This window comes from Streptomyces sp. NPDC058664 (assembly GCF_042716635.1).
Taxonomy (GTDB): Bacteria; Actinomycetota; Actinomycetes; order Streptomycetales; family Streptomycetaceae; genus Streptomyces.
Window position 1 is genome coordinate 1 of record NZ_JBHXRW010000073.1, and the last position, 20,016, is coordinate 20,016.

General features: G+C 72.1%; 16 protein-coding genes and 3 pseudogenes. 6 read left to right on the forward strand and 13 right to left on the reverse strand.

The features are described 5' to 3' along the window. Window positions 1–120: 120 nt before the first annotated feature. Together ACFWUY_RS35930 and ACFWUY_RS35935 are read right to left on the reverse strand one after the other, a co-directional pair. Window positions 121–629: pseudogene (locus tag ACFWUY_RS35930) on the reverse strand (transposase); the annotation flags it as partial. 208 nt (window positions 630–837) lie between these two features. Next, the gene (locus ACFWUY_RS35935; protein ID WP_198504319.1) at window positions 838–1,848 is read right to left on the reverse strand and encodes a quinone oxidoreductase; all 1,011 of its coding nucleotides are present in this window, start codon (window positions 1,846–1,848) and stop codon (window positions 838–840) included. A 153-nt stretch (window positions 1,849–2,001) separates the two neighbouring features. Between ACFWUY_RS35935 and ACFWUY_RS35940 the strand changes: the two are divergent. Then, a pseudogene (locus ACFWUY_RS35940) lies at window positions 2,002–2,948 on the forward strand (IS481 family transposase); the annotation flags it as partial. 1 nt (window position 2,949) lies between these two features. Here ACFWUY_RS35940 and ACFWUY_RS35945 read toward each other — a convergent pair. The 5 genes and pseudogenes from ACFWUY_RS35945 to ACFWUY_RS35965 all read right to left on the reverse strand — a co-directional run. After that, window positions 2,950–3,606, reverse strand: a pseudogene (locus ACFWUY_RS35945) (transposase); the annotation flags it as partial. A gap of 165 nt (window positions 3,607–3,771) precedes the next feature. Then, complete coding sequence (locus tag ACFWUY_RS35950) at window positions 3,772–4,161, reverse strand: hypothetical protein (RefSeq protein ID WP_384119929.1); 390 nt, start codon at window positions 4,159–4,161, stop codon at window positions 3,772–3,774. 37 nt (window positions 4,162–4,198) lie between these two features. Then, entirely contained in the window at window positions 4,199–4,495 is a 297-nt protein-coding gene (locus ACFWUY_RS35955; RefSeq protein ID WP_384119932.1) for a hypothetical protein, read from the reverse strand. A 319-nt stretch (window positions 4,496–4,814) separates the two neighbouring features. Beyond that, complete coding sequence (locus tag ACFWUY_RS35960) at window positions 4,815–5,732, reverse strand: PaaX family transcriptional regulator C-terminal domain-containing protein (RefSeq protein WP_384119935.1); 918 nt, start codon at window positions 5,730–5,732, stop codon at window positions 4,815–4,817. Further along, window positions 5,729–6,334 (reverse strand): GNAT family N-acetyltransferase, encoded by a 606-nt coding sequence (locus ACFWUY_RS35965; RefSeq protein ID WP_384119939.1) that lies wholly within the window; start codon window positions 6,332–6,334, stop codon window positions 5,729–5,731. The genes ACFWUY_RS35960 and ACFWUY_RS35965 overlap by 4 nt, the downstream gene beginning before the upstream one ends. Before the next feature lie 218 nt (window positions 6,335–6,552). Between ACFWUY_RS35965 and ACFWUY_RS35970 the strand changes: the two genes are divergently transcribed. Continuing rightward, entirely contained in the window at window positions 6,553–7,569 is a 1,017-nt protein-coding gene (locus ACFWUY_RS35970) for an alpha/beta hydrolase family protein (protein WP_384119942.1), read from the forward strand. A 121-nt stretch (window positions 7,570–7,690) separates the two neighbouring features. Here ACFWUY_RS35970 and ACFWUY_RS35975 read toward each other — a convergent pair whose 3' ends face one another. Next, a complete protein-coding gene (locus tag ACFWUY_RS35975; protein WP_384119990.1) occupies window positions 7,691–10,201 on the reverse strand; it encodes a collagenase in 2,511 nt (836 codons plus the stop codon). 503 nt (window positions 10,202–10,704) lie between these two features. On the opposite strand from ACFWUY_RS35975, the gene ACFWUY_RS35980 reads away from it, so the two are divergent. After that, complete coding sequence (locus tag ACFWUY_RS35980) at window positions 10,705–11,415, forward strand: GntR family transcriptional regulator (RefSeq protein ID WP_384119944.1); 711 nt, start codon at window positions 10,705–10,707, stop codon at window positions 11,413–11,415. Window positions 11,416–11,592: 177 nt separating this feature from the next. On the opposite strand, the gene ACFWUY_RS35985 is transcribed toward ACFWUY_RS35980, so the two are convergent. From ACFWUY_RS35985 to ACFWUY_RS36005, 5 genes are read right to left on the reverse strand one after another with little or no spacing between them, the layout of a single operon-like run. Further along, on the reverse strand, window positions 11,593–12,594 hold the full coding sequence (locus ACFWUY_RS35985; RefSeq protein WP_384119947.1) for a proline racemase family protein: 1,002 nt from the start codon (window positions 12,592–12,594) through the stop codon (window positions 11,593–11,595). A 1-nt stretch (window position 12,595) separates the two neighbouring features. Next, complete coding sequence (locus ACFWUY_RS35990) at window positions 12,596–13,492, reverse strand: dihydrodipicolinate synthase family protein (RefSeq protein WP_384119950.1); 897 nt, start codon at window positions 13,490–13,492, stop codon at window positions 12,596–12,598. Window positions 13,493–13,501: 9 nt separating this feature from the next. Then, window positions 13,502–14,935, reverse strand: a complete 1,434-nt coding sequence (locus ACFWUY_RS35995) for an NAD(P)/FAD-dependent oxidoreductase (protein ID WP_384119952.1) — start codon at window positions 14,933–14,935, stop codon at window positions 13,502–13,504. Next, window positions 14,928–15,167: a (2Fe-2S)-binding protein gene (locus ACFWUY_RS36000; RefSeq protein ID WP_384119994.1), complete on the reverse strand. Its 240-nt coding sequence runs from the start codon at window positions 15,165–15,167 to the stop codon at window positions 14,928–14,930. The genes ACFWUY_RS35995 and ACFWUY_RS36000 overlap by 8 nt, the downstream gene beginning before the upstream one ends. A 47-nt stretch (window positions 15,168–15,214) precedes the next feature. Next, window positions 15,215–16,375, reverse strand: a complete 1,161-nt coding sequence (locus ACFWUY_RS36005; protein WP_384119955.1) for an NAD(P)/FAD-dependent oxidoreductase — start codon at window positions 16,373–16,375, stop codon at window positions 15,215–15,217. Between the two features lie 270 nt (window positions 16,376–16,645). Here ACFWUY_RS36005 and ACFWUY_RS36010 point away from each other — a divergent pair, with 270 nt between their 5' ends. From ACFWUY_RS36010 to ACFWUY_RS36020, 3 genes are read left to right on the forward strand one after another with little or no spacing between them, the layout of a single operon-like run. Further along, window positions 16,646–17,149: a hypothetical protein gene (locus ACFWUY_RS36010; protein WP_384119957.1), complete on the forward strand. Its 504-nt coding sequence runs from the start codon at window positions 16,646–16,648 to the stop codon at window positions 17,147–17,149. After that, the gene (locus ACFWUY_RS36015; protein WP_384119959.1) at window positions 17,149–18,555 is read left to right on the forward strand and encodes a hypothetical protein; all 1,407 of its coding nucleotides are present in this window, start codon (window positions 17,149–17,151) and stop codon (window positions 18,553–18,555) included. Before ACFWUY_RS36010 ends, ACFWUY_RS36015 begins: the two co-directional genes overlap by 1 nt. After that, complete coding sequence (locus ACFWUY_RS36020) at window positions 18,552–20,003, forward strand: VWA domain-containing protein (protein ID WP_384119962.1); 1,452 nt, start codon at window positions 18,552–18,554, stop codon at window positions 20,001–20,003. The genes ACFWUY_RS36015 and ACFWUY_RS36020 overlap by 4 nt, the downstream gene beginning before the upstream one ends. Window positions 20,004–20,016: the final 13 nt, after the last annotated feature.

Below are 20,016 nucleotides of genomic sequence, written 5' to 3' on the forward strand. Positions count from 1 at the left end.
GTGGCCCGCCTGCCCGCATGGATGCAGCAGGCCAAGAACCGTGACGAGGTGCTGCGGGCCATCGCCCGCATCCATGCCTCACTGCTTCGTACCTGACGTGGTCTCCAACCCGTGCGGCGGGGCCTGCGGGCGGATGTGCCGGAAGTCGCGGCGGACGCGGGTGGGTGTGAGGCGTTCGGCGGGTGCGGGTTCCTCCCATGGACTGCGACGGTCTGCTGTCAGTGGCCGGGCGAGGCGGAAGCGGGTGTAGGCGGCGAGGCCCAGCCAGGTCCAGCGGTCGGCCGCCTCGGGGGTGCGGATCTTCGGGCAGGTCCGGCCCAGGGTCTGCTTGAACAGGCGGAAGGTGTGCTCGATGTCGAAACGCCGCAGGTATGCCTGCCAGAGACGGTCGGTGCCCGCTGTGTCTGCGCCGGTGCCCGACCACCACAGCCAGACCGGCTTCGGGGTGGCTCCGCTGGGCAGATGCTCGATGTCCAGGCGGATCACCGCCCCTCGACGATGGGAAGCGTGGCGTCGGCCGCGGCCCAGGACGAACGGTGGGTGAGCTTGGGGTGGAGGCGGTTCCAGGAGCGGGCGATGGAGGTGCCGTAGAGGCGTGTATCGGTGACGGTTTCGGTGTCCGGGACGCCCTAGGTGTTCTGTCCCGGGAGGTTGTGGACGGGTGAGCCAGGTCTCGGCTGAGGGATCTTGAAGGGGTGTGACCCAGGTACGCCAGAAACCCGCCAGAACTTGATCTTGGCCTGCTGAGTGCCTGACGCTGTCGGGGATCTTGGCGATGACGGTCGGCCATGCCCTCGACATCTCAGTCTCCACGATCCCCGACCTCGTCACCCGCGATCAGCTCTGCGTCTCCTCGCGGCGTCCAATAGCGGCCGCATCGGGTACGACGAGCAGCTTGCCGGTGGTACGCCGAGCCTCCAGATCGCTGTGGGCCTGAGCGGCCTCGGACAATGCGTAGCGGCCCGTCACGGTGACCTCAAGCGCCTTGGAGCGCACCCACTCGAACACATCGGCGGCCCGTCGGAGCAGTTCGGACCGATCGGCGATGAAGTCCCCGAGGCTGGGCCGGATCAGGGTCAGCGAACCGCCGTGGGCGAGCCGAATCGGATCAAACGGCGGCACGGCACCACTTGCCGCGCCGAAGAGCACGAGATGGCCGCGGGTTCGCAGGCTGGCGAGGCTCGCATCGAAGGTGTGCGCGCCGACGCCGTCGAAGACAACCGGCAGTCCCTGACCGCCGTTGAGCCGCCTCACCTCGGCTGCGAGATCGTCGACTGCGGAGGAAAGGATCACCTCAGCTGCCCCGGCACGCTTCGCCAGCTCGGCCTTCGCCGTGGTCGACGTCGTGCCGATCACCCTGCCGCCGAGATGGGTGATGAGCTGGGTCAGAAGCAGCCCCATGCCACCAGCAGCCGCATGCACGAGCACCGTGTCGCCCCCCTGAACCGGGTAGGCGTCCTTGACGAGATAGTGCGCGGTCATGCCTTGGAGGAGCACGGCGGCGGCTGTCTCGAAGCCGATGTCGTCGGGCAGCGGCACCAGCCGGGAGGAGTCCACGACGGCCCGCTCGGCATACGTGCCGGGAATCTCCACCCAACCGACCCGGTCCCCGACTGCGACGTCAGCGACGCCGGGTCCGACTTCGACGACCGTGCCGGCGCCCTCAGCGCCCGGGGTGAAGGGCAGCGGGAGGCTGTACCGGCCTTCGCGGTGGTAGACGTCGAGGAAGTTGACCCCGGATGCGGCGACCTCCACGATCGCCTCGCCCGGACCCGGCCGCGGCTGGTCCACCTTGGCCTCCTGCAGCACCTCGGGACCGCCCACTTCGTACACCTGAATCGCTCGCATGGCCCTCCAATAACGGCTCATCCCCCACCAACCCCGTTGATGGCGATCCGATTCCCGGCAAGCAGACCAGCCCGCCGCCTCCGCCGAGAGCTGAGACGCCTGCTTTGCACCCGGGTCTGGGATACGACGTCTACACCTGACCGAAAGGCCCTCGTGCCCCACCGCAATGCACCCCTGACCGAGACCGGCCGACTGCGTCTGGCCCGCTGTGTGGTCGAGGACGGCTGGCCCCTGCGCCGGGCCGCCGAACGCTTCCAGGTCTCACCGACCACCGCCCAGCGATGGGCCGACCGGTACCGCGCCCTGGGCGAAGCGGGCATGGGTGACCGCTCCAGCCGTCCCCATCACACGCCGCGCCGGACACCGACCCGGACCGAGCGCCGGATCATCAAGGTCCGCCTCCTGCGCCGCTGGGGACCGGCCCGTATCGCCCACCTGCTCGGCCTGGTCCCCTCGACCGTCCACCGCGTCCTGACCCGCTACCGGCTGGCCCGCCTGACCCACCTCGACCGCGCGACCGGGCACGTCATGCGCCGCTACGAACGCGAGGAACCCGGCGAGCTCGTGCACGTCGACATCAAGAAGCTCGGCAACATCCCCGGCGGCGGACACAAGGTCCTGGGCCGGCAAGCGGGCCGCAAGACCCGCAGGAACGCCGGCTACAGCTACCTGCACACCGCCGTCGACGACCACTCCCGCTTCGCCTACAGCGAGGTCCACGCGGACGAGAAGAAGGGGACCGCCACCGCCTTCTGGCAACGGGCCCACGCCTTCTTCACCGGCGCTGGGATCACCGTCGAACGGGTTCTGACCGACAACGGCTCCTGCTACCGCTCACGCGACCGGCGCGACAGCCTGGCGGCGGCCGGGATCACCCGCAAACGAACCCGGCCCTACCGGCCCCAGACCAACGGCAAGGTCGAACGCTTCAACCGCACCCTGCTCGACGAATGGGCCTACGCCCGCCCCTACCGGTCAGACATCGAACGCCGCGAAGCGTTCCCGGCTGGCTCCACTCCTACAATCACCACCGCGGACACACCGCACTCGCAGGCAAACCACCCGCAAGCCGCGTCCCCAACCTGACGAGGCAATACACGGCACCTGCACCGGCAGGTCCCGCAGGAGGTGGGCCAGACGGGGCGCGTCGTATCCGGTGTCGGCGATGATGAGGACGTCCGGGTCCCCGGTCTACCACTGACCTGCGGTGATCAACCGCTCGACCAGGTCGCGCAGCTGCCGGACGGTGACGGTGGCGGTGTCGTCCCCGGGTGCCAGACGCAGCGCGTCCAGCGGCGCGGTCCACGAGCTGCGGCCGGGCTCCAATGCGCAGACGATCGAGTACGGCCAGCCCGGAACGGGGTTGTGCTGGTCCTTGCCGCGGCCGTAGGTGTGACACAGGATCCGCTGCGGTGAGGTGTGGGCGTCCGGCCGCAGCCAGCACGTGACGTCGACGGCCAGGACCAGCCGGCCGTCAGCGGCTCGTGGCAGCGGCACCGAAGCCAGGGCTTGTCGCATCCGGTCCGCGTCGATCCGGCCCTGGGCGAGGGCGGCGTAGAGCCCGCCGTGCCCGCGGCGGTGTTCGCCCACCAGCGACAGCTCGGCCAGCGATTTCACCGGCCCGTCACCGCACAGAACCACGTCCGCCAGCTCGAACAGGGCGTCCGAACGGGCGGTGAGGCAGGAGTGGAACTCGCCCTGGAAGTCTGACAGTTCGGCCAGCGGCTCTCGCCGGGCATCGTGATGCAGCGGATTCATTCTCACGGCCTTCGTGCTGGACGTGTGTGTTCCTTTCAATTGGCTCAGTGATCCTTTTCCAACCTGAAGCCCCTGCCAGTCGGAGGACCCCGCAGCAGCTCACCGGAGGCGCCAGTCAACTGGTGAAGACCTGGCCAGGAGACCGTGCTGGACTCGGGTAGCCGATCAACGACAGTGCGCTGACCAGTGCGGATGCCAGGTGGGAAAAGGCTCATCGTGCGAGACCGCCTGGGACGCGTCGTTCAGGATGTGGCTGCCCCCGTGGTCGAGGTGCTCGCGGTCGATGACCTTTGCTGCGGAGATCACCGCCGCAGCGGTGAGCGCAGGCTCGTTGCCGTAGCCCTTCTCGGGCGGGTCGTGAGTGATCCGCTGCCAGGCCCAGAGGTCCCAGCAGTAATCCTCTCGCCAAGACGTGACTCGTTTTGGATCGGGATCCTGCTCGCCGCAGGCCGAGAGGACCCCCGCCAGGATCGCGGCCGATAGGACCGGCACCTTCCGCCCATTCGTTTTCCGTATCCGCAACATCCTTATCGTCAGGTACAGGACAAAGCGCACTCGATCAATGATCAACGAGACGCCCCCTAGCGGCGGTTCAGCCCCGCCGGTTGGCCATGAAGGCGATCGTTGCCCACACGCACATGTCGACAAAGACCACGACCGCCGCTGACCCGGTCCAGCGATGCGCGTCCTCACCGATGTGTGCGAGCCGGGAGGAAATCGCTTCGCCCGGCGTGTTGTAGTCCGCGTCGTTGTTCCTGCCCTTGCACTGGTGGCTGGAGGAGGAGAGCCATCCAACGCCGCCAAAGATCACGAGAATGATGAGAAGGGCCGTCCCGGTGATGATCGGCGGTAACAGGACTCGGCCTGGCGCGTGTGCGTAAGCGTCCACACAGCCACGGTTCCACTGCCAGCGCTTCGTGCGCCTGAGTACCCGCACTCAGAGGTCATCTCATTTTGCGAGTCTGCGGTAGCAGCGGAGCCACCGGCTTCGAGTGGGCGGGGCGGGTGCGAGCGGGTGCGGGCTGCTCGCGTCGTACAGCTCGCGCTCGACGTGGTCCGGTACGAGCCCTGCCGCGCCGACACGGGTAGGGCCGCCCGATGGGGCCACGGTCAGTGGGACGGGCAGGGGCACGCGGTTTCGAGAGGTCGCCGCAGGGGCCGCCGCCACGGGGGCGGCGGGAGTGGCCGGATCGACCTCGTCCGTTCCGTCAGGTGTCCAGCGCGGCGGCGTACAGCGCGAACAGGCGCAGCTCGGGGGTGCTGCCGGCTGGCCGGGTTTCACGGAGGCGTCTCCAGCAGTCGGCTGTCAGGCGGCGGGCGCGGCTGCCCGGCCAGGGGGTGGGCAGGAGTTCGGGCGGCAGCAGGGGGTCGGGGGTCATCGCCGCGGTGAAGTGGGCGGCGAGTTCGATGGTTGTGGTGAGCTGCTCGGCGTCCGACGGCTCGGGCGTCTGAGCGAGCCGGGCGAGGCGGGATTCGGCGAAGGCCGCGAGTTGTCGGTGTCGGGCGGCGATCTCGCCCAGCGGCCATAGGGCGGCGGCCAGGGCCTGGGGGGCGGTGGTGTTTCCGATCCGCAGGTCGGTGGTGGTGAGGCAGGTGAGGGTGTCGAGGACGCCCAGGTGGTGGGCCTGGGACTCGACGAGTTCCGTGACGGGGTTGGCGGTGACGTACAGGCCGCTCTGGACGGGTGCGGCGCCGAGATGGAGGAGGTTCTCGCGCAGGGTGTCGCGGGCGGCGCGACGGGATTCGGGAATGGCGAAGCCGAACAGGTGCCACGTGCCGTCCCACGGGGCGAGCCCGGCGTCCTGCCGGTAGGCGTGGCGGACGTAGGCGGCGTCCGGCGCCAGGGCTCCGGTGACATCGGCGACGGCGCGGAGGGTGGCTTTGCGTCCGCGGCCCTCCTGGGTGAACCGGCCCTCGTCGACGAGGCGTTTGACGCACAGGCGCACCTGCTGGTCGGTCATGCCCAGGAGGCCGGCGACGGTGTAGAGCTCGCCCGCGTCGACGGTGCCGTCCTCGCGGACGAGGGCGTGCACGAGGAGCCGGGTGGGGATCTCCGGTACGTCGGTGTCGTCGTGGTCGCTGCCGTCGGTCCCGCCGTCGGCACGGTCGGTGGCGCTGGTGCTCATCGTGCCTCCCCGGCGTCCGGCGCGTCCGCCCGGGTGATCCGGCGGTGCATGGTGGTGACGGCGCCGAAGCCCATGAGGCCGCGCAGCCAGGGGGTCCGCTCGGTGCGGACGGCGGTGAAGCCGTGCCGCTCGTACAGTGCCCTGGCACGGGGGTTGGCGTCGATGACGTCCAACCGGATCCGCCGGCAGCCGTGGTCGGCGGCGAGCGTCGCGATCTCCCGCAGGAGGAGGCCGCCGATGCCGGTACCGCGGTGCGCGGCCTCCACGGCGATGCCGTCCATGACCAGTTCGCCCTCGGCGGGTTCCCGCTCGAAGAGGGCGAGGATCGCCAGCCGTGGCAGGCCGCGGAAAAGGCCGTAGGCCGACAGGACGTCCTTCACGCCGCCGCCGGTGAGCGCGCGGTCGCCGAGCCGGTAGCCGGCCACGCCGACCACCCGGCCGTCCGTGAGCGCGGTGACACCCCGGTCGTGTTGCAGGTGGGCCGCGATGAACGCACGCCCCGCGTCGGGCGGGTCGAGCGCCGGGGCCAGCTTGCGGCCGAACGCCTCCCAGTAGAGCGCGGCCACCTGCTCCTCGCTGCCGTGGGGCACACCCCGTCGCACGACCGGTCGCCCGTCTTCCGCCGTGTGGTCCGTTCCCGCTGTCGTCTCCACGCCGCCCCTTCCGCATGCCGGATCACCTTGTTCGATCGAGTGTAATACGTTCACTATCTAAACGAGCGTTTTTATTACGAGCGATTTGGGGGGCGAGTGTGTGCGCGAGACGACGTGCGCCGGGACGGCGCGGACGGCGGTGGACGGTGTGGGCGCTGGTAGGAGTGGTGCTGGCGACCGCCGGAGTCGCGTGGGTGGTGCGGCAGAACACCTACGCACTGCGGGAGGAGAAGGTGTCGCTGCGGCACGACGGAAAGTTGCTCGAGGGGGTGCTGGCCCGTCCCGAAGGGGGTGACGGGCCGTTCGGCCTGGTGGTCTTCGTCCACGGCGACGGGGCGGTCGACGCGACGCACGAAACGTTCTACCGACCGCTGTGGGAGTCCTTCGCCCGGGCCGGGTACGCCTCGTTGTCGTTCAGCAAGCCCGGGGTCGGCGGCTCGGAGGGCGACTGGCTGGGGCAGAGCATGGCGGACCGGGCGGAGGAAACCCTGGCCGCGGTGGCCTGGGCCCGTGGCCGTCCGGACATCGACGGCCGCCGCATCGGCCTGTGGGGGGCGAGCCAGGCGGGCTGGGTCCTGCCCAAGGTCGCCGCGGAGGACCGGCGTCTGCGGTTCGTCGTCGCCGTCTCCCCGGCCGTCAACTGGCTGCGGCAGGGTCGCTACAACCTCCTCGCCGAACTGCGCCGGGACGGCGCCGGGGCCGAGGAGCGGGACGCGGCGCTGCGCAGGCGGGAGACCACCCTGGGCCTGCTGGAACGCGGGGCGTCCTTCGCCGAATACCGCGCCGCGGTCGGCGACGCGGGCGGTATGACCGCTGCGCGGTGGTCGTTCATCGCCAGGAACTACCGGTCGGACGCGACCGCGGACCTGCGCGCCATGCGCGGCACGCCGGTCCTGCTGGTGCTGGCGGGCCATGACGTCAACGTCGACGTCACCGAGACCGAAGCCGTCTATCGCGGAATCCTTCCGGCGGCGTCCCTGACAGTGGCGCGCTATCCCGACGCCGCCCATTCCCTGCTCGACCACGGGGTGGAGAGCTCGCGGTGGCGCCTGACGCTGACCGCCGTCCTCGCCCCCAGAAAGCTGTACGCCGTGGGCTTCCTGGCCGATCAGGCACGGTTGCTCCGGCGACTGGATGCCGGAAAGGGGGCGGCGGGACCAGTACCACCGGAACGACAGCCGTGACCTGAACTCCGGTCGGGCGCCCCGGGCGGCGTGGTCGCGGGCGGCCGCCGCGCTCGGCGGCCGCCCGTGCCGGAGCCGGCGCCGGGGGCGCCGGCTCCGGGTGGTGTCGGTTCGGCAGGCGTCAGTACGCGGTGGTGACGGTGGCCCCGCCGAAGGTGGTCACGGCGTGGAGGCTGATGTAGTGGGCACCGGCCGGCGGGTTGGTGACGGTGAGGGTGTGGCTGTTGCCGGCGCCGGTGGCGCGGCTGGTGTACCGGGTGGTGGTGGCCCAGGCGCTGCCGCTGTAGTAGAGGTCGGCGTCGCCGGTGCCGCCGGCGACGGTGATCTTCAGCTGGGTGGTGCCGGTGGGGACGTACAGGTAGAAGTACGCGTAGTTGCCGGTGGTGGCCGACACGTTGCTGCGGCGGCAGTTCTTGCCCAGGGTGCGGATGTCCGCGCCGGTGCACTCGGTGATGGCGGGACCACTGGTGACGGTGACCGTCCGGGTGGCGGTGGCCGTGGCGCCCTTGTCGTCGGTCACGGTCAGCCGGACGGTGTAGGTGCCCGCGGCACCGTAGGTCTTGCCGGGACTCGTCCGGGTGGAGGTGGTGCCGTCCCCGAAGTCCCAGGAGCGGGAGACGATGGTGCCGTCGGCGTCGCCGGAGCGGTCGGTGAGGGTGACCGTCAGGTCCTTGACGACGGCGGTGAAGTCGGCGGTGGGGGCCTGGTTGCCCGGCGGGTTGCCGCTGCCGCAGTCTCCGGCCGCGCAGCCGGCCAGCCAGGTCCTGAAGTCGCTGTCGTAACGGGTGCCGATGGTGCCGGTGAGGTGGCTACGGGCCGCGGCCCACTCGCCGGCGCGGTAGTGACCGAGCACCTTGTCCAGGTCGGCGGGGTGCTTCTCCAGCATGTACCGCACGGCGAGGTAGCCCCAGCGGTACACGCGGGTGGTGCCGTGGCTGTAGTCGGTGTCGAACAGGGAGCTCAGGGTGTAGGTTCCCCGGCCGGCTTCGGTCATCGCCGCGGTGTAGGGCTCGTCGCGGTAGTGGTAGGAGACGTACTCCGCGAAGCCCTCCACCCACCAGACGGTGGGAGTGGTCATGTTGGCCGCGAAGTCGCCGTGCATCGTGAAGCGGCCGTCGAGGTAGTGGGTGTACTCGTGGTTGAGGTTCCAGATGTGGAACGCCGGCCGCAGCCACTCCGCCTCGTAGGCGATGAAGCGGGCCTGGTTGCCCGCGGCGGCGGGGTCGCCCTCCAGGTACATGCCGCCGTTGTCGGTGTCGATGCCGTACATCGCGCCGGCGTACGTCTGGTAGTCGGCGCTGGAGTCGTACGCCACCACCTCGATGGTGGTGTTGTTGTCACCGGCGACCGGGCCGTCGTCCCGCGCGACCCCGTGGAAGTAGGCGTCCTGCGCCAGCAGGCTGGTGCAACTGGCGCTCAGTTCGGCGGTCGTCATCTGCTGGGCGAGGATGCGGATACTGGGGCCGCAGGTGTGCCGCACCGGCAGGACCTCGCGCTTGAGGCGCTCCTGCAGGTCGCAGATCCCGTAGCCGGCGCAGTTCGCCCTGTCGTAGTAGTCGGCCATCTCCGCGACGCCCACCCACAGCGCCGCGGTGGGGCCGGTGGTGGCGCTCCGTCCCAGCAGGTCGGTGGCCAGCGGGCGGACCTTGTTCCGCAGGCTCGGGTACTGGAGGAAGCGGCTCAGCTCCCGGCCTGCGTTGGAGGTCAGGTACGCCCGCGGGGTGCCCAGCAGGGCGGTGTGGTCGGCGGCGAAGCGGTACAGGGAGTCGACGAGGCTCGGGTCCGCCTCGACCGCGGTGACGAACTCGGGCGAGTAGTGGCCCCGGAAGGTCACCGTGTACACGTTGTTGACGGCGCTGAGCATCCGCGAGGACGCGTGCCACGTGGAGTCGTAGTCCGCCAGCATCCGCTTGACGACGTACAGGTAGCGGGCGTTCTCCTCGGAGCTGTCGATCAGGATGACCGCCTCGCTCAGCGTCTCGCCGTTGGCGTCGGTGACGTCGCGTGAGCGGGGGCTGGCGAAGAAGGCGTCGAGACCGGAGCGGATGGCGGTCCTCAGGCCGCTGCCGTACGGTCCGACGACGTCCGGGTTGTACCAGTGGACGTAGTACCCGGCCCGGAGGAAGAGCACCAGCTGCGGCGTGCCGGTGGTCGCGTTCCCGGGGTAGCCCGCGGCGTTGTCGCGCAGGGCGTACGCCACGGTCGTCATCTGGGCCTCACGGAAGGCCAGGCGGGCGTTCTCACCCGTCAGACCGAACAGGCTGTTGACGCACTCGGTCGTGGACGTGGTGATCTGCCGTACCAGTTCGCCGCCGGTACGGCTGGTGAAGTCGGCCGGGTCGCACGCGGCGGCCGCCGGCCGCCGCGCGGCCGCGTCCGGCTCGCGTGGCGTGTCGTGGCTCCCGTAGATCTCCCTGAGCGGGGACTTGTCCGCGCTCACCGGGGGTATGTGAGGTGCCGTCAGCCGTTCCTTGAGCGCGTGGCCGGTGTCCGGATCGGTGTTCTGCCCCGCCTGCGGCGCGGGTTCGGCCGGGGCGTCGGAACGGGACGCCTGGGGCGACTTCGATGCCGTGGCGGCCGGCGGGGAGACCGGTTGCGCCTGGGCCGGCTGCGCGAGCAGCGCGACGCCCATCACCCCGGCCAGAGCCAGGGGCAGTACGGCGCCCACACCTCGGCGGACGAGTGGGGTTCTCACGTGGTTCCTCCCATGGGGGATCGCGGCACGCGGGCGCGTGACCGAGGGGATGTGCGGGCCGGGAGCCGGGTGGGGTCTCGTGCCTCGGCCGGCCGGAGTGCGACCGGCAACCAGAATTGGCATGCTCATGGCCTGTGACATGTACAATGGCACAGGTCACACCTCACTGGGAAGGTGCGTGACAGAGCCCGTACGGCCCACCGGTGAACGGGACTTCGAGGCGTCCTGAAAGGACGGCGGAGTTCGTCAGTCGGACTCGGAGAAGCGGCGGGCGGTCCTACGGGCGCCGGGGCCGAAGGCCCGTCGGCGGTCGGCCGCCGATGCGGCCGGGCAGAGGCGCGGTGACGGCTCCCCGTCCTGCGGGAATCCGGGAGCGTCCGGTTGATCGTCGCGCAACGTGACATTGTATAGTGGATCAACGGGTCGTTGAAGGGGAGCGCATGAGTGAGTTGAAGTCCCGCAAGCTCATCCCGGTGCAGGAGCATCTGCGCGACCAGGTGGCCGCCGCCCTGCGCGCCGCGCTGATCTCGGGGGACCTGCAGCCCGGCGTGATCTACTCGGCGCCCACCCTCGCCGCCGAGTACGGGGTCTCCGCCACGCCCGTACGCGAGGCCATGCTCGATCTGACCCGGGAGGGCCTGGTCGAGGCGGTGCGGAACAAGGGGTTCCGCGTCACCGAGCTCTCCGAACGCGATCTGGACGAGTTCACCGAGATCCGCGCGCTCATCGAGATCCCCACCATCGGCCACGTGACTCGGTCCGCCTCGCGCGAGCAGCTGGAGGCGCTGCGCCCGGTGGCCGAGGAGATCGTGACCGCCGCGCAGGAGGGCGACGTGATCGCCTACCTGGACTCGGACCGCCGCTTCCATCTCGGTCTGCTCGCCCTCGCGGGCAACGCCCGCCTCGTCGAGACGGTCTCCGAACTGCGCAAACGCTCCCGGCTCTACGGGCTCACCGACCTGTCCCAGAAAGGGGCGCTGGTGAGTTCGGCACAGGAGCACACCGAACTCCTCGACATCATGATCGCCGGGGACGTGGAGGGCGCCCAGGAGCACATGCGCCACCATCTCGCGCACATAAGGACTCTGTGGGCGGCGCGGAAACGGGAGGCCGAGCGCGTGTCCCCGGCCCGCCGGCTCGGCGTCCGCTGACACCGAGGGCCCCGCTGACACCGAGGGGCCGTGGCGGCGCCATCGGCCGGTGCGCCCGTACGAAGGGCCGGACACCGCACGGTCTTTCGTGCGGGCGCCCGGCCGCTCGTGTCGTACGGGAGCCCGGCCCCTCGCGTCGTGCGGTGTCCGGCGCGACGCGCGGGCCGCTCCCGGAGTTCACATGGTGAACCCCGCCGGGTAGGGGTCCGTGGGATCGAGCAGGTACTGCGCGGTCCCGGTGATCCAGGCCCGGCCGGTGACGGAGGGCAGTACGGCCGGCCGGCCGCCGACCGTGGTCTCCGCCAGGATCCGTCCGGTGAAGCGGGAACCGATGAAGGACTCGTTGACGAAGTCCCGCCCGGTCGCGAGCAGCCCTCGCGCGTGCAGTTGGGCCATCCGGGCGCTGGTCCCCGTACCGCAGGGCGAGCGGTCGAACCACCCGGGATGGATGGCCATGGCGTGCCGTGAGTGCTCGGCGGTGGAGCCGGGCGCCTCCAGATAGACGTGGTGACAGACGTCGATCGTGGGGTCCTCCGGATGCGCCACCGGGTTCTGCGTGTTGATCGCCTCCATGACGGCCAGGCCCGCGTCGAGCAGCCGCTGCTTCTCCGACCGGGCGAAGGGGATGCCGAGGTCCTCGGTGCGCACCATGGCGTAGAAGTTGCCGCCGTAGGCGATGTCGTAGCGGACCGGGCCGAACCCCTCGACCTCGACGACCTGGTCCAGGGCGTGACTGTACGACGCGACGTTCTCCAGGGTGACCGACTCGGCGTGCCCGTCGCGCACGGCGACCCGTGCCGTCACCAGCCCGGCGGGCGTGTCGAGGCGGATGAGGGTCTCCGGCTCGACCACCTCGACCATGCCCGTCTCGACGAGGACCGTCGCCACGCCGATGGTGCCGTGTCCGCACATGGGCAGGCAGCCGGAGACCTCGATGTACAGGACGCCGAAGTCGGCGTCCGGCCGGGTCGGGGGCTGGAGTATCGCCCCGGACATGGACGCGTGCCCGCGCGGCTCGCACATGAGCAGGGTGCGCAGACGGTCGCGTCGTTCGACGAACAACCGCCGTCGTTCGGCCATCGTCGCGCCCGGCAGGACGCCGACCCCGCCGGTGACGACCCGGGTCGGCATCCCCTCGGTGTGCGAGTCGACGGCGTGGTAACAGGCGACAGAGCGCATGTCAGTTCACTCCGGCGTCGATGAGGGCCCGGGTGGCGGCGCGCACGACGGCCTCGGTCTCCGGGCTCAGCGCCTGCCGGGGCGGACGGCAGACGCCGCCGGGCCGGCCGATCATGTCCTGGCCGAGCTTGACGGCCTGGACGAACTCGGTCCTGCTGTCCCAGCGCAGCACCGGGTGCAGTTGGCGGTAGAGGGGCAGCGCGGTGTCGAGATCGCCCGCCACCGCGGCGTCGTAGAGGGCGAGGCAGGCACGCGGGAAGACCTGCGGGTAGCCCGCGACCCAGCCCTTGGCGCCGGCGAGGCCGACCTCCAGAAGGGTGTCGTCGGTGCCGATCACGAGGTCGAGTCCGGGGGCGAGTTCCTGGATGGCGTAGCACCGCCTGACGTCGCCGGAGAACTCCTTCACGCCCACGATGAAGCCCTCGGCGTGCAGTTTGGCCAGCAGCTCGGGCCGCAGGTCGACCTTGGTGTCGATGGGGTTGTTGTAGGCGGTGACGGGAAGTCCGGCCGATGCCACCATCCGGAAGTGCTCCAGGACGGCGCGGTCGTCGGCCCGGTACGCGTTGGGTGGCAGGCACATGACGGCCTGGCAGCCGGCGTCCTTGGCGAACTGCGCGTGCCGCTTGGCCTCGATCGCGCCGTAGGCTCCGACACCCGGCATGACGGTGAAGCCCTCGGGGGCGTTCGCGACGGCGGTCTCCACGACGCGGTCGCGCTCCTCGTGGGTCAGGGTCTGGTACTCGCCCAGCGACCCGTTCGGTGCGACGCCGTGCAGTCCCTGTTCGGCGAGCCAGGCGACGTTGTCCCCGTAGGCGCCGTGGTCGACGGCGAGGTCGCGGTCGAAGGGGAGGCTCGTCGCGACGATGACGCCGTGCCAGGGCATGCGGTTCCGGGTCATGGGGGCTCCTCAGCTGTGATCGGTGGTGGGTTCTGCGAGGCCGGCGAGCCCACCGAGGGTGACGGGGGTCGCGATCAGCCGCTCCGCGGGGGCGTACGGCTGGTCGCGGGCCACGAGACAGTGCACGGCGGGGCCGCACATCCGGCCCTGGCACCAGCCCATGCCGGCCCTGGTCAGCTGTTTGACCTGCCGGTGGTCGGATGCCGGGCCGTCGGCGCGGGCGGCCAGGACGGCCCCCGCGGTGACCTCCTCGCACCGGCAGACCGGTGTGTCGTCGGTCAGCCACGAGGACCAGGCCGGCGGCAGGGGGTGTGCCCGCGCCATCGCGCGGGCGAAGGCACGCTGCCGGGCCACCGCGGCACGTTCCGCGGACAGCCGCCGGACGTTCACCGCACCGGGCGACCCGAGGTCGGTGAGGACCGACACGGCGGCGATCCGGCCCTCGCTCACCGCGAGCGCGGCCCCGCCCACGCCGCAGGTCTCGCCCGCCGCGTAGAGCCCGGGCACACCAGTGCGCTGTCCGTCGTCGACGGCGGCGGCCATGGTGCCGTCGCCCGCGTCGGCGAGCTCGCAGCCGAGGGGGACGAGGAGGTCGAGCTGCGGTACGAAGCCCCAGCCGACGCCCACGGTGTCGGCCTCGATCCGGCGTTCCGTGCCCGGGAGCGGTCGGCCGTCGGCGTCCAGGGAGGCGACGCGCACCACGGCGATCCTTTCGTTTCCTTCGGCGCCGACGATCGCGGTGCGGGTGCGGACCGGGACGCGGTGCCGGGCGAGCGTGGCCGCGTACCGGGCGCCCTCGGCCCACTTGGCGGGGTTGCGCAGCAGCGGCGCGGGGTGGCGCAGCCAGGCCGAGGGCGCGGCCGCCTCGCACACGGAGACCTCGACCCCGCGTGCGGCGAGGGCCGCGGCGACCGGCAGCAGGAAGGGGCCCGTACCGCCGAGGACCACCCGGTGGCCGGCGGTGACTCCACCGCCCTTGAGCAGCGCCTGGAGACCGCCGATGGTGAGGACGCCGGGCAGGTCCCAGCCGGGGAAGGGGAGTTGGCGGTCGTAGGCGCCGGTCGCCACGAGCAGCGCCGGCGCGCGCAGCACCACGGCGGTCTCCTCGGGCGCCCGGCTCCGGTCCACGGCGTGGACGGCGAACCCGCCCGGCTCCCGGGCCACGGTCCACACGTGGTGGTCCGTCAGCAGCGTGAGCCGGCCGCCGCGGGCGTGGGCGGACAGCGTGGCGCACAGGGCCCGGTAGGTGCGCAGTCCGTGGTGCAGACCGCTGGTGGGGACGGCGCGCCGTGCTCGGTGCGGCGGGTGGCGCCAGTACTGGCCGCCCGGGCCGGCGCCCGAGTCGACGAGCACGACCCGCAGGCCGCCGTCCAGGGCGGTGGCGGCGGCGGCCATACCGGCCGGACCCGCGCCCACCACCACGAGGTCGCCGGATTCACTCATCGTCGCCCTCCCCGGTCGTGACGGCCATGCCCGTGCGGACCCGCACCAGGCAGGCGCGCTGCCCGCCCGCTCCGTCGACGGTCACCAGGCAGTCGAAGCAGACGCCGATCCCGCAGAAGACTCCGCGCGGCCGCCGCCCGAGCCGGGTGGCCCGCCAGGCGACCCGGCCCGAGGCCACGAGGGCGGCGGCCAGGGTCTGTCCCGGTACGAAGGGCAGAGGTTCGCCGTCCATGGTGAACTCGTCCGCGTGGGCGGGTTCACCGTCCTTGACCGACTCGTTCACGTGGGCGTACCTCCGGTGGTGAGGAACCGGCCGGGCAGGAGGCCGGCGTGGGCGGCGGGATCGGCTCCGCGCCAGGGGTGGCCGAGCAGATGCGCGGTGATCAGGGCGCCGGTCCCGGGGGCGAGACCGATGCCCGCCCCCTCGTGGCCGCACGCGTGCAGCACGCCGGGGACGCGCGGGTCCGGGCCGATGAGCGGCAGGTGGTCCGGGCAGTACGGCCTGAAGCCGCGGTAGGCGCGGATCAGGTGGGTGGCGCGCAGGAACGGGAACAGGCGGCACGCCTGGGCGGCGAGCGCGGCGACCACGGCCGGGTTCATGGCGGTGTCGAAGCCGACGCGCTCACGGCTGGCGCCGATCAGGATCGTGCCCGCCCGGGTGCCCTCGACGACGCACGAGGTCTCGAGACCCGCGTCGTCGGAGACGACGTTGGCGACGTAGTCGGCGGAGTAGACCTTGTGCCGGATCATCGGTGGCAGCGGCTCGGTGACGAGCACGAAGCCCCTGCGGGGCAGGATCTCGACGGGGGCGCCGAGTCGGCGGCCGACCTCGCCGCCCCAGGTCCCGGCGGCGTTCACCACGGCGTCGGCGGGCAGCACCGTGCCGTCGGCGGTACGGACCCCGGCGATCCGGCCGTCGGGTCCGGTGACCGCGGCGACGGCCTCGCCGGTCCGCAGCCGCGCGCCACGCCGGACCGCGGCGCGCAGCAGTCCGGCCGCCGCGAGGACGGGCTGCACCTGGGCGTCCTGCGGGTAGTGGACGCCGCCCGGGAGCCCGGGCGCGATGTACGGTTCGAGATCGCGGACGCGGTCGACCGCTTCGGCACGGACACCGGCCGCCCGCTGGCGCGCGGCGAAGCCGCGCAAGGTGGCGAGGGCGTCGGGCGTACTCGCGACGACCAGGCCGCCCTTGGCCTCCCACTCGACGCTCTCCGGGCCGAGTTCCCCGGCGGCCTCGTCCCACAGATCGCGGCTGAGCCGGGCCAGTTCCAGTTCGGGTCCCGGCGCCTTGTCGGAGAGGAGGATGTTGCCCTCCCCCCGACTGGTCGTTCCGGCGCCGACGGGACCACGGTCGAGCACCGTGACGTCGAGGCCGGCCGCGGCGGCGTGGAACGCGCACGCGGCGCCCACGATGCCCGCGCCCACGACAACGATCTGCATCACCACCCCCTAGTGCAATGTCACATGCCATTACTCAGGCTATACATCCGCACCACCCGAAGACAACGGCACCGCGGTGACTTTCGCGCCGGTGACGACACCTCAGGGCCGGGAACGCCGCCCCGTGTCCACCACGGGCCGGCCGGTGAGGACCGGGGCGCCGGTCGGCCCGGACGCTCGGCCGGGGCGTTGTCAGTGGGCGGGGATAGGTTCGATCTTGTTCCGCCGCGACGGCGAGAACGTCCCTTCGATGTGCATGGGAGAGGTACGTTGCCGGTCTGGGAGAGGTCGAGTACGGCGCGGGTGGTACCGCCCGCGCGACCGCGGAAACTCGCCAAGGTGCCGTTCGTCGAACTGGCCGACGGACGGCTGCAGGGCGTCGTGTCCAGCGGGTCCGACGCAGGACGCGTGTACGTGTCCTCGATCGCGGCCGGTACGTACGCGTTCGCCTGCAGCACCAACAACAACCGCCCCTGCGGCGGAGCGCGCGGCACGTTCTGCAACCACATCCGCGCCCTCGTCGGCGAGGCGGTCCTGCAGTACGGGGCCGAGCGCGTCGCCCGCTACCTGAAGGCCGACACCCCCGACGGGCGGTCCGGCGCACCCGAGCTCGTCTCGGCGATGACCGCCACACGCCCCGAGCAGGGCGACACCTCGGCAGCCGCCCCGGTGTTCAGCAGGTTCCTCCGGCACCTCGCCTACCTCGAACTGGCACCGACCACCGCGCCACTGCCCGAGATGCACTGGTTCCCGCCGACGAGGACGGCCGCCTGATGCGCACGGACCTGCTCACCGATCCCGTCGACGGACTCGACGAGGCGCTGTCCGCCGTCGACGCCTTCGACGAGGTGCTCGTCGGCGGGCTGCTCCGGCCGCAGCCCGCCCAGGCCGCCGGCCTGGCGGCGCTCGCGGGCGCCGTCGCCGGGACGCCCCTGGCCTCGGCGGTCGCCGAGGCGGCCGACAAGGCCGCGGCGGGCGCCGCCGGCGAGGACCACCTCATCGCGCTCGCCGCCGCCCGCACCGCCCTCATGGGCTCCGTGCACGACGCCCTGACGGACCGCGTCGCGGACGTCACCGGACGGCCGCGCGCCGAGCGGAGCACCCCGGACGCGCCCCCGGACACCGCCGCGGACGAGCCGGGAGCGAACGTGCTCGCAGCCGCCCGTGCCTGGCTGTGCGACCTCGCCAGGGCGGGCTGGCAGGGCATCGACCACGAACTGGCCGCCGACGCCGCGCCCGTGGTCTCCGCGATGCTGCCCGACCCGCGGCTGCGCCGACAGGCGACCCTCCTCGACGGCTTCGCGGCCGAACTCGCCGCGTCCTGCCCGGGCGCCACCCTGGAACGCGTCCCGGTGCGCCGCTGGGCCGACCTCTGGACGCGCGCGCTGCTCCTCACCCTGCCGGGCGCCGCCCGCACCCCCGCCCCGTCCACCGCGACCGGCCGCCTGCTGCCGCTGGGCGTGGACGTGCAGGAGCACGCCACCGCCGTGCAGGCCCAGGTCCACGCGGTGCTCGAACCCTCCGACGGCACGGGGCCCCGCCTGGTCCGGGCGGCGGTGTCCGCGCCCAAGCCGGAGACCGTCGTCGGCGCGGGCCTCTGGCAGTTGCTCCGGCCCCGCATGTCGCTGCTCGCCGCCGCCGGGGAGGGCCGGGCGATGGAGCTCGACGCCATGCCCGTCACCGCCGAGGGCGACCTCCTCTGGGACGACGAGCGGGCCCGCACCGGGGAGCCGGCCGATCCCTTCGCCACCGCCCGGGTGATCCTGTCCACCGCCACCGACCCGGTGACCGCGCCGCTGGACCGCCACCCCGCCCGGATCGCCGTCCCCGTGCTCGTCGAGGGGTACGCGGCGGAGCGGCAGGACGACGGGACGCCGACGTTCACCGTCGCCGGGCACCGGCTCGCCGTCGACACGGACCGCGTCCCCGCCGCGAGTCCGCTCACTCCCGAGGCTGTCGCCACGTCCGGCGCGTGCCTGGGCCTGCTCCGGTGGGACGCGGGGGAGTTCGTCCTCCAGCCGCTCGCCGTCGAGACGACCGTCCGGAAGAAGACCGTCGCCGTCCACGCGGGCGAGTGGGCCGGAGGCACCGCCGACAAGCTCGGCGCACGGGCGGAGAAGGCGGCCACCGACGCCGTCACCGTCCTGCGCGAGCGAGCCGGAAAGCTGCTGCGCGCATGACCGACCCCACGCCCCCGGCCGACCGGGCCCAACCGGCCGGCTCCACGTCTCCGGCCGGCCAGACCCCGCCGGCCGCCCCCGTGTCCCCTCCCGGCCCGGCCATCCAGGCCCCGGTCGGTCCCGACCCCGACGACAACCGCCGCCAGGTCCTGTACTGGCGGCTCCTCGCCCGGCTCTTCGATCCCGAGGAGCAGGCCGCCCTGGAAGCGGCGAGCCTCGCCGTCGTCGAGGACATCGGCCTCCCCCCGTCCCTCCTCGACCCCGGCGCCTCCGTCGAGTCCGTCGTGCAGCGCCATCCGGAGCTGGCCGACGAGTTCGAGGGCCTCATGAGGCCGGAGACCGAGCCGGACGGCGTACGCGACCGGGCGGCGGAGGTGCGGCGCGCCGCGCTCGCGTCGAAGCTGCTGCTCAACGTCTTCGCGCCCGGACCGGGAACGGTCTCCGCCGGTCAGCTGGCCCGCTGGCAGTCGGACGCGGGCTGGCTCGAGCGGGCGTTCGGCTGCCCGCCCGGCGGCCTGCGCGGGGGCCGGGGCGCCGGAGGGGCCGTCGCGGCCGGCGGCCTGGGGGCCGAACTCGGCGCCGTCGAGGCCGACCTCGTCCGCCGTATGCACCTGCGCGAGGTACTGGCCGACCCCGCGCTCGCCGCCCGGCTCACCCCCAGCATGTCGCTGATCGAACAACTCCTTCGCGACAAGGGCAACCTGTCCGGCGTCGCCCTCGCCAACGCGAAGTCACTCATCCGGCGCTACGTCGACGAGGTCGCCCAGGTGCTCCGCACCCAGGTGGAGAAGGCCACCGTCGGAGAGCTCGACCGCTCGGTCCCGCCCAAGCGCGTCTTCCGCAACCTCGACCTCGACCGCACCATCTGGAAGAACCTCACCAACTGGAGCCCCGAGGAGGAGCGGCTCTACGTCGACCGCCTCTACTACCGGCAGACCGTCCGCCGCACCACACCCCAGCGACTGATCGTCGTCGTGGACCAGTCGGGCTCCATGGTCGACTCCATGGTCAACTGCACCATCCTCGCCTCGATCTTCGCCGGACTGCCCAAGGTCGACGTCCACCTCATCGCGTACGACACCCGGGCCGTCGACCTCACCCCCTGGGTGCGCGACCCGTTCGACGTGCTCCTGCGCACCAACCTCGGCGGCGGCAACGACGGACCGGTGGCCATGGCGATGGCCCGGCCGAAGATCACCGAACCGAAGAACACCGTCATGGTGTGGATCTCCGACTTCTACGAGTTCGACCGCTCGCAGCCACTGTTCGAGGGCATCGAGGCGGTCCACCGCTCCGGCGTGCGGTTCATCCCCGTCGGCTCGGTGACCAGCTCGGGACGGCAGGAGGTCAACCCCTGGTTCCGGGAGCGGTTCAAGGCGCTCGGCACCCCGGTGGTCTCCGGCCACACCAACAAGCTCGTGCACGAACTCAAGACCTTCCTCACCTGAGACGACCGGAAAG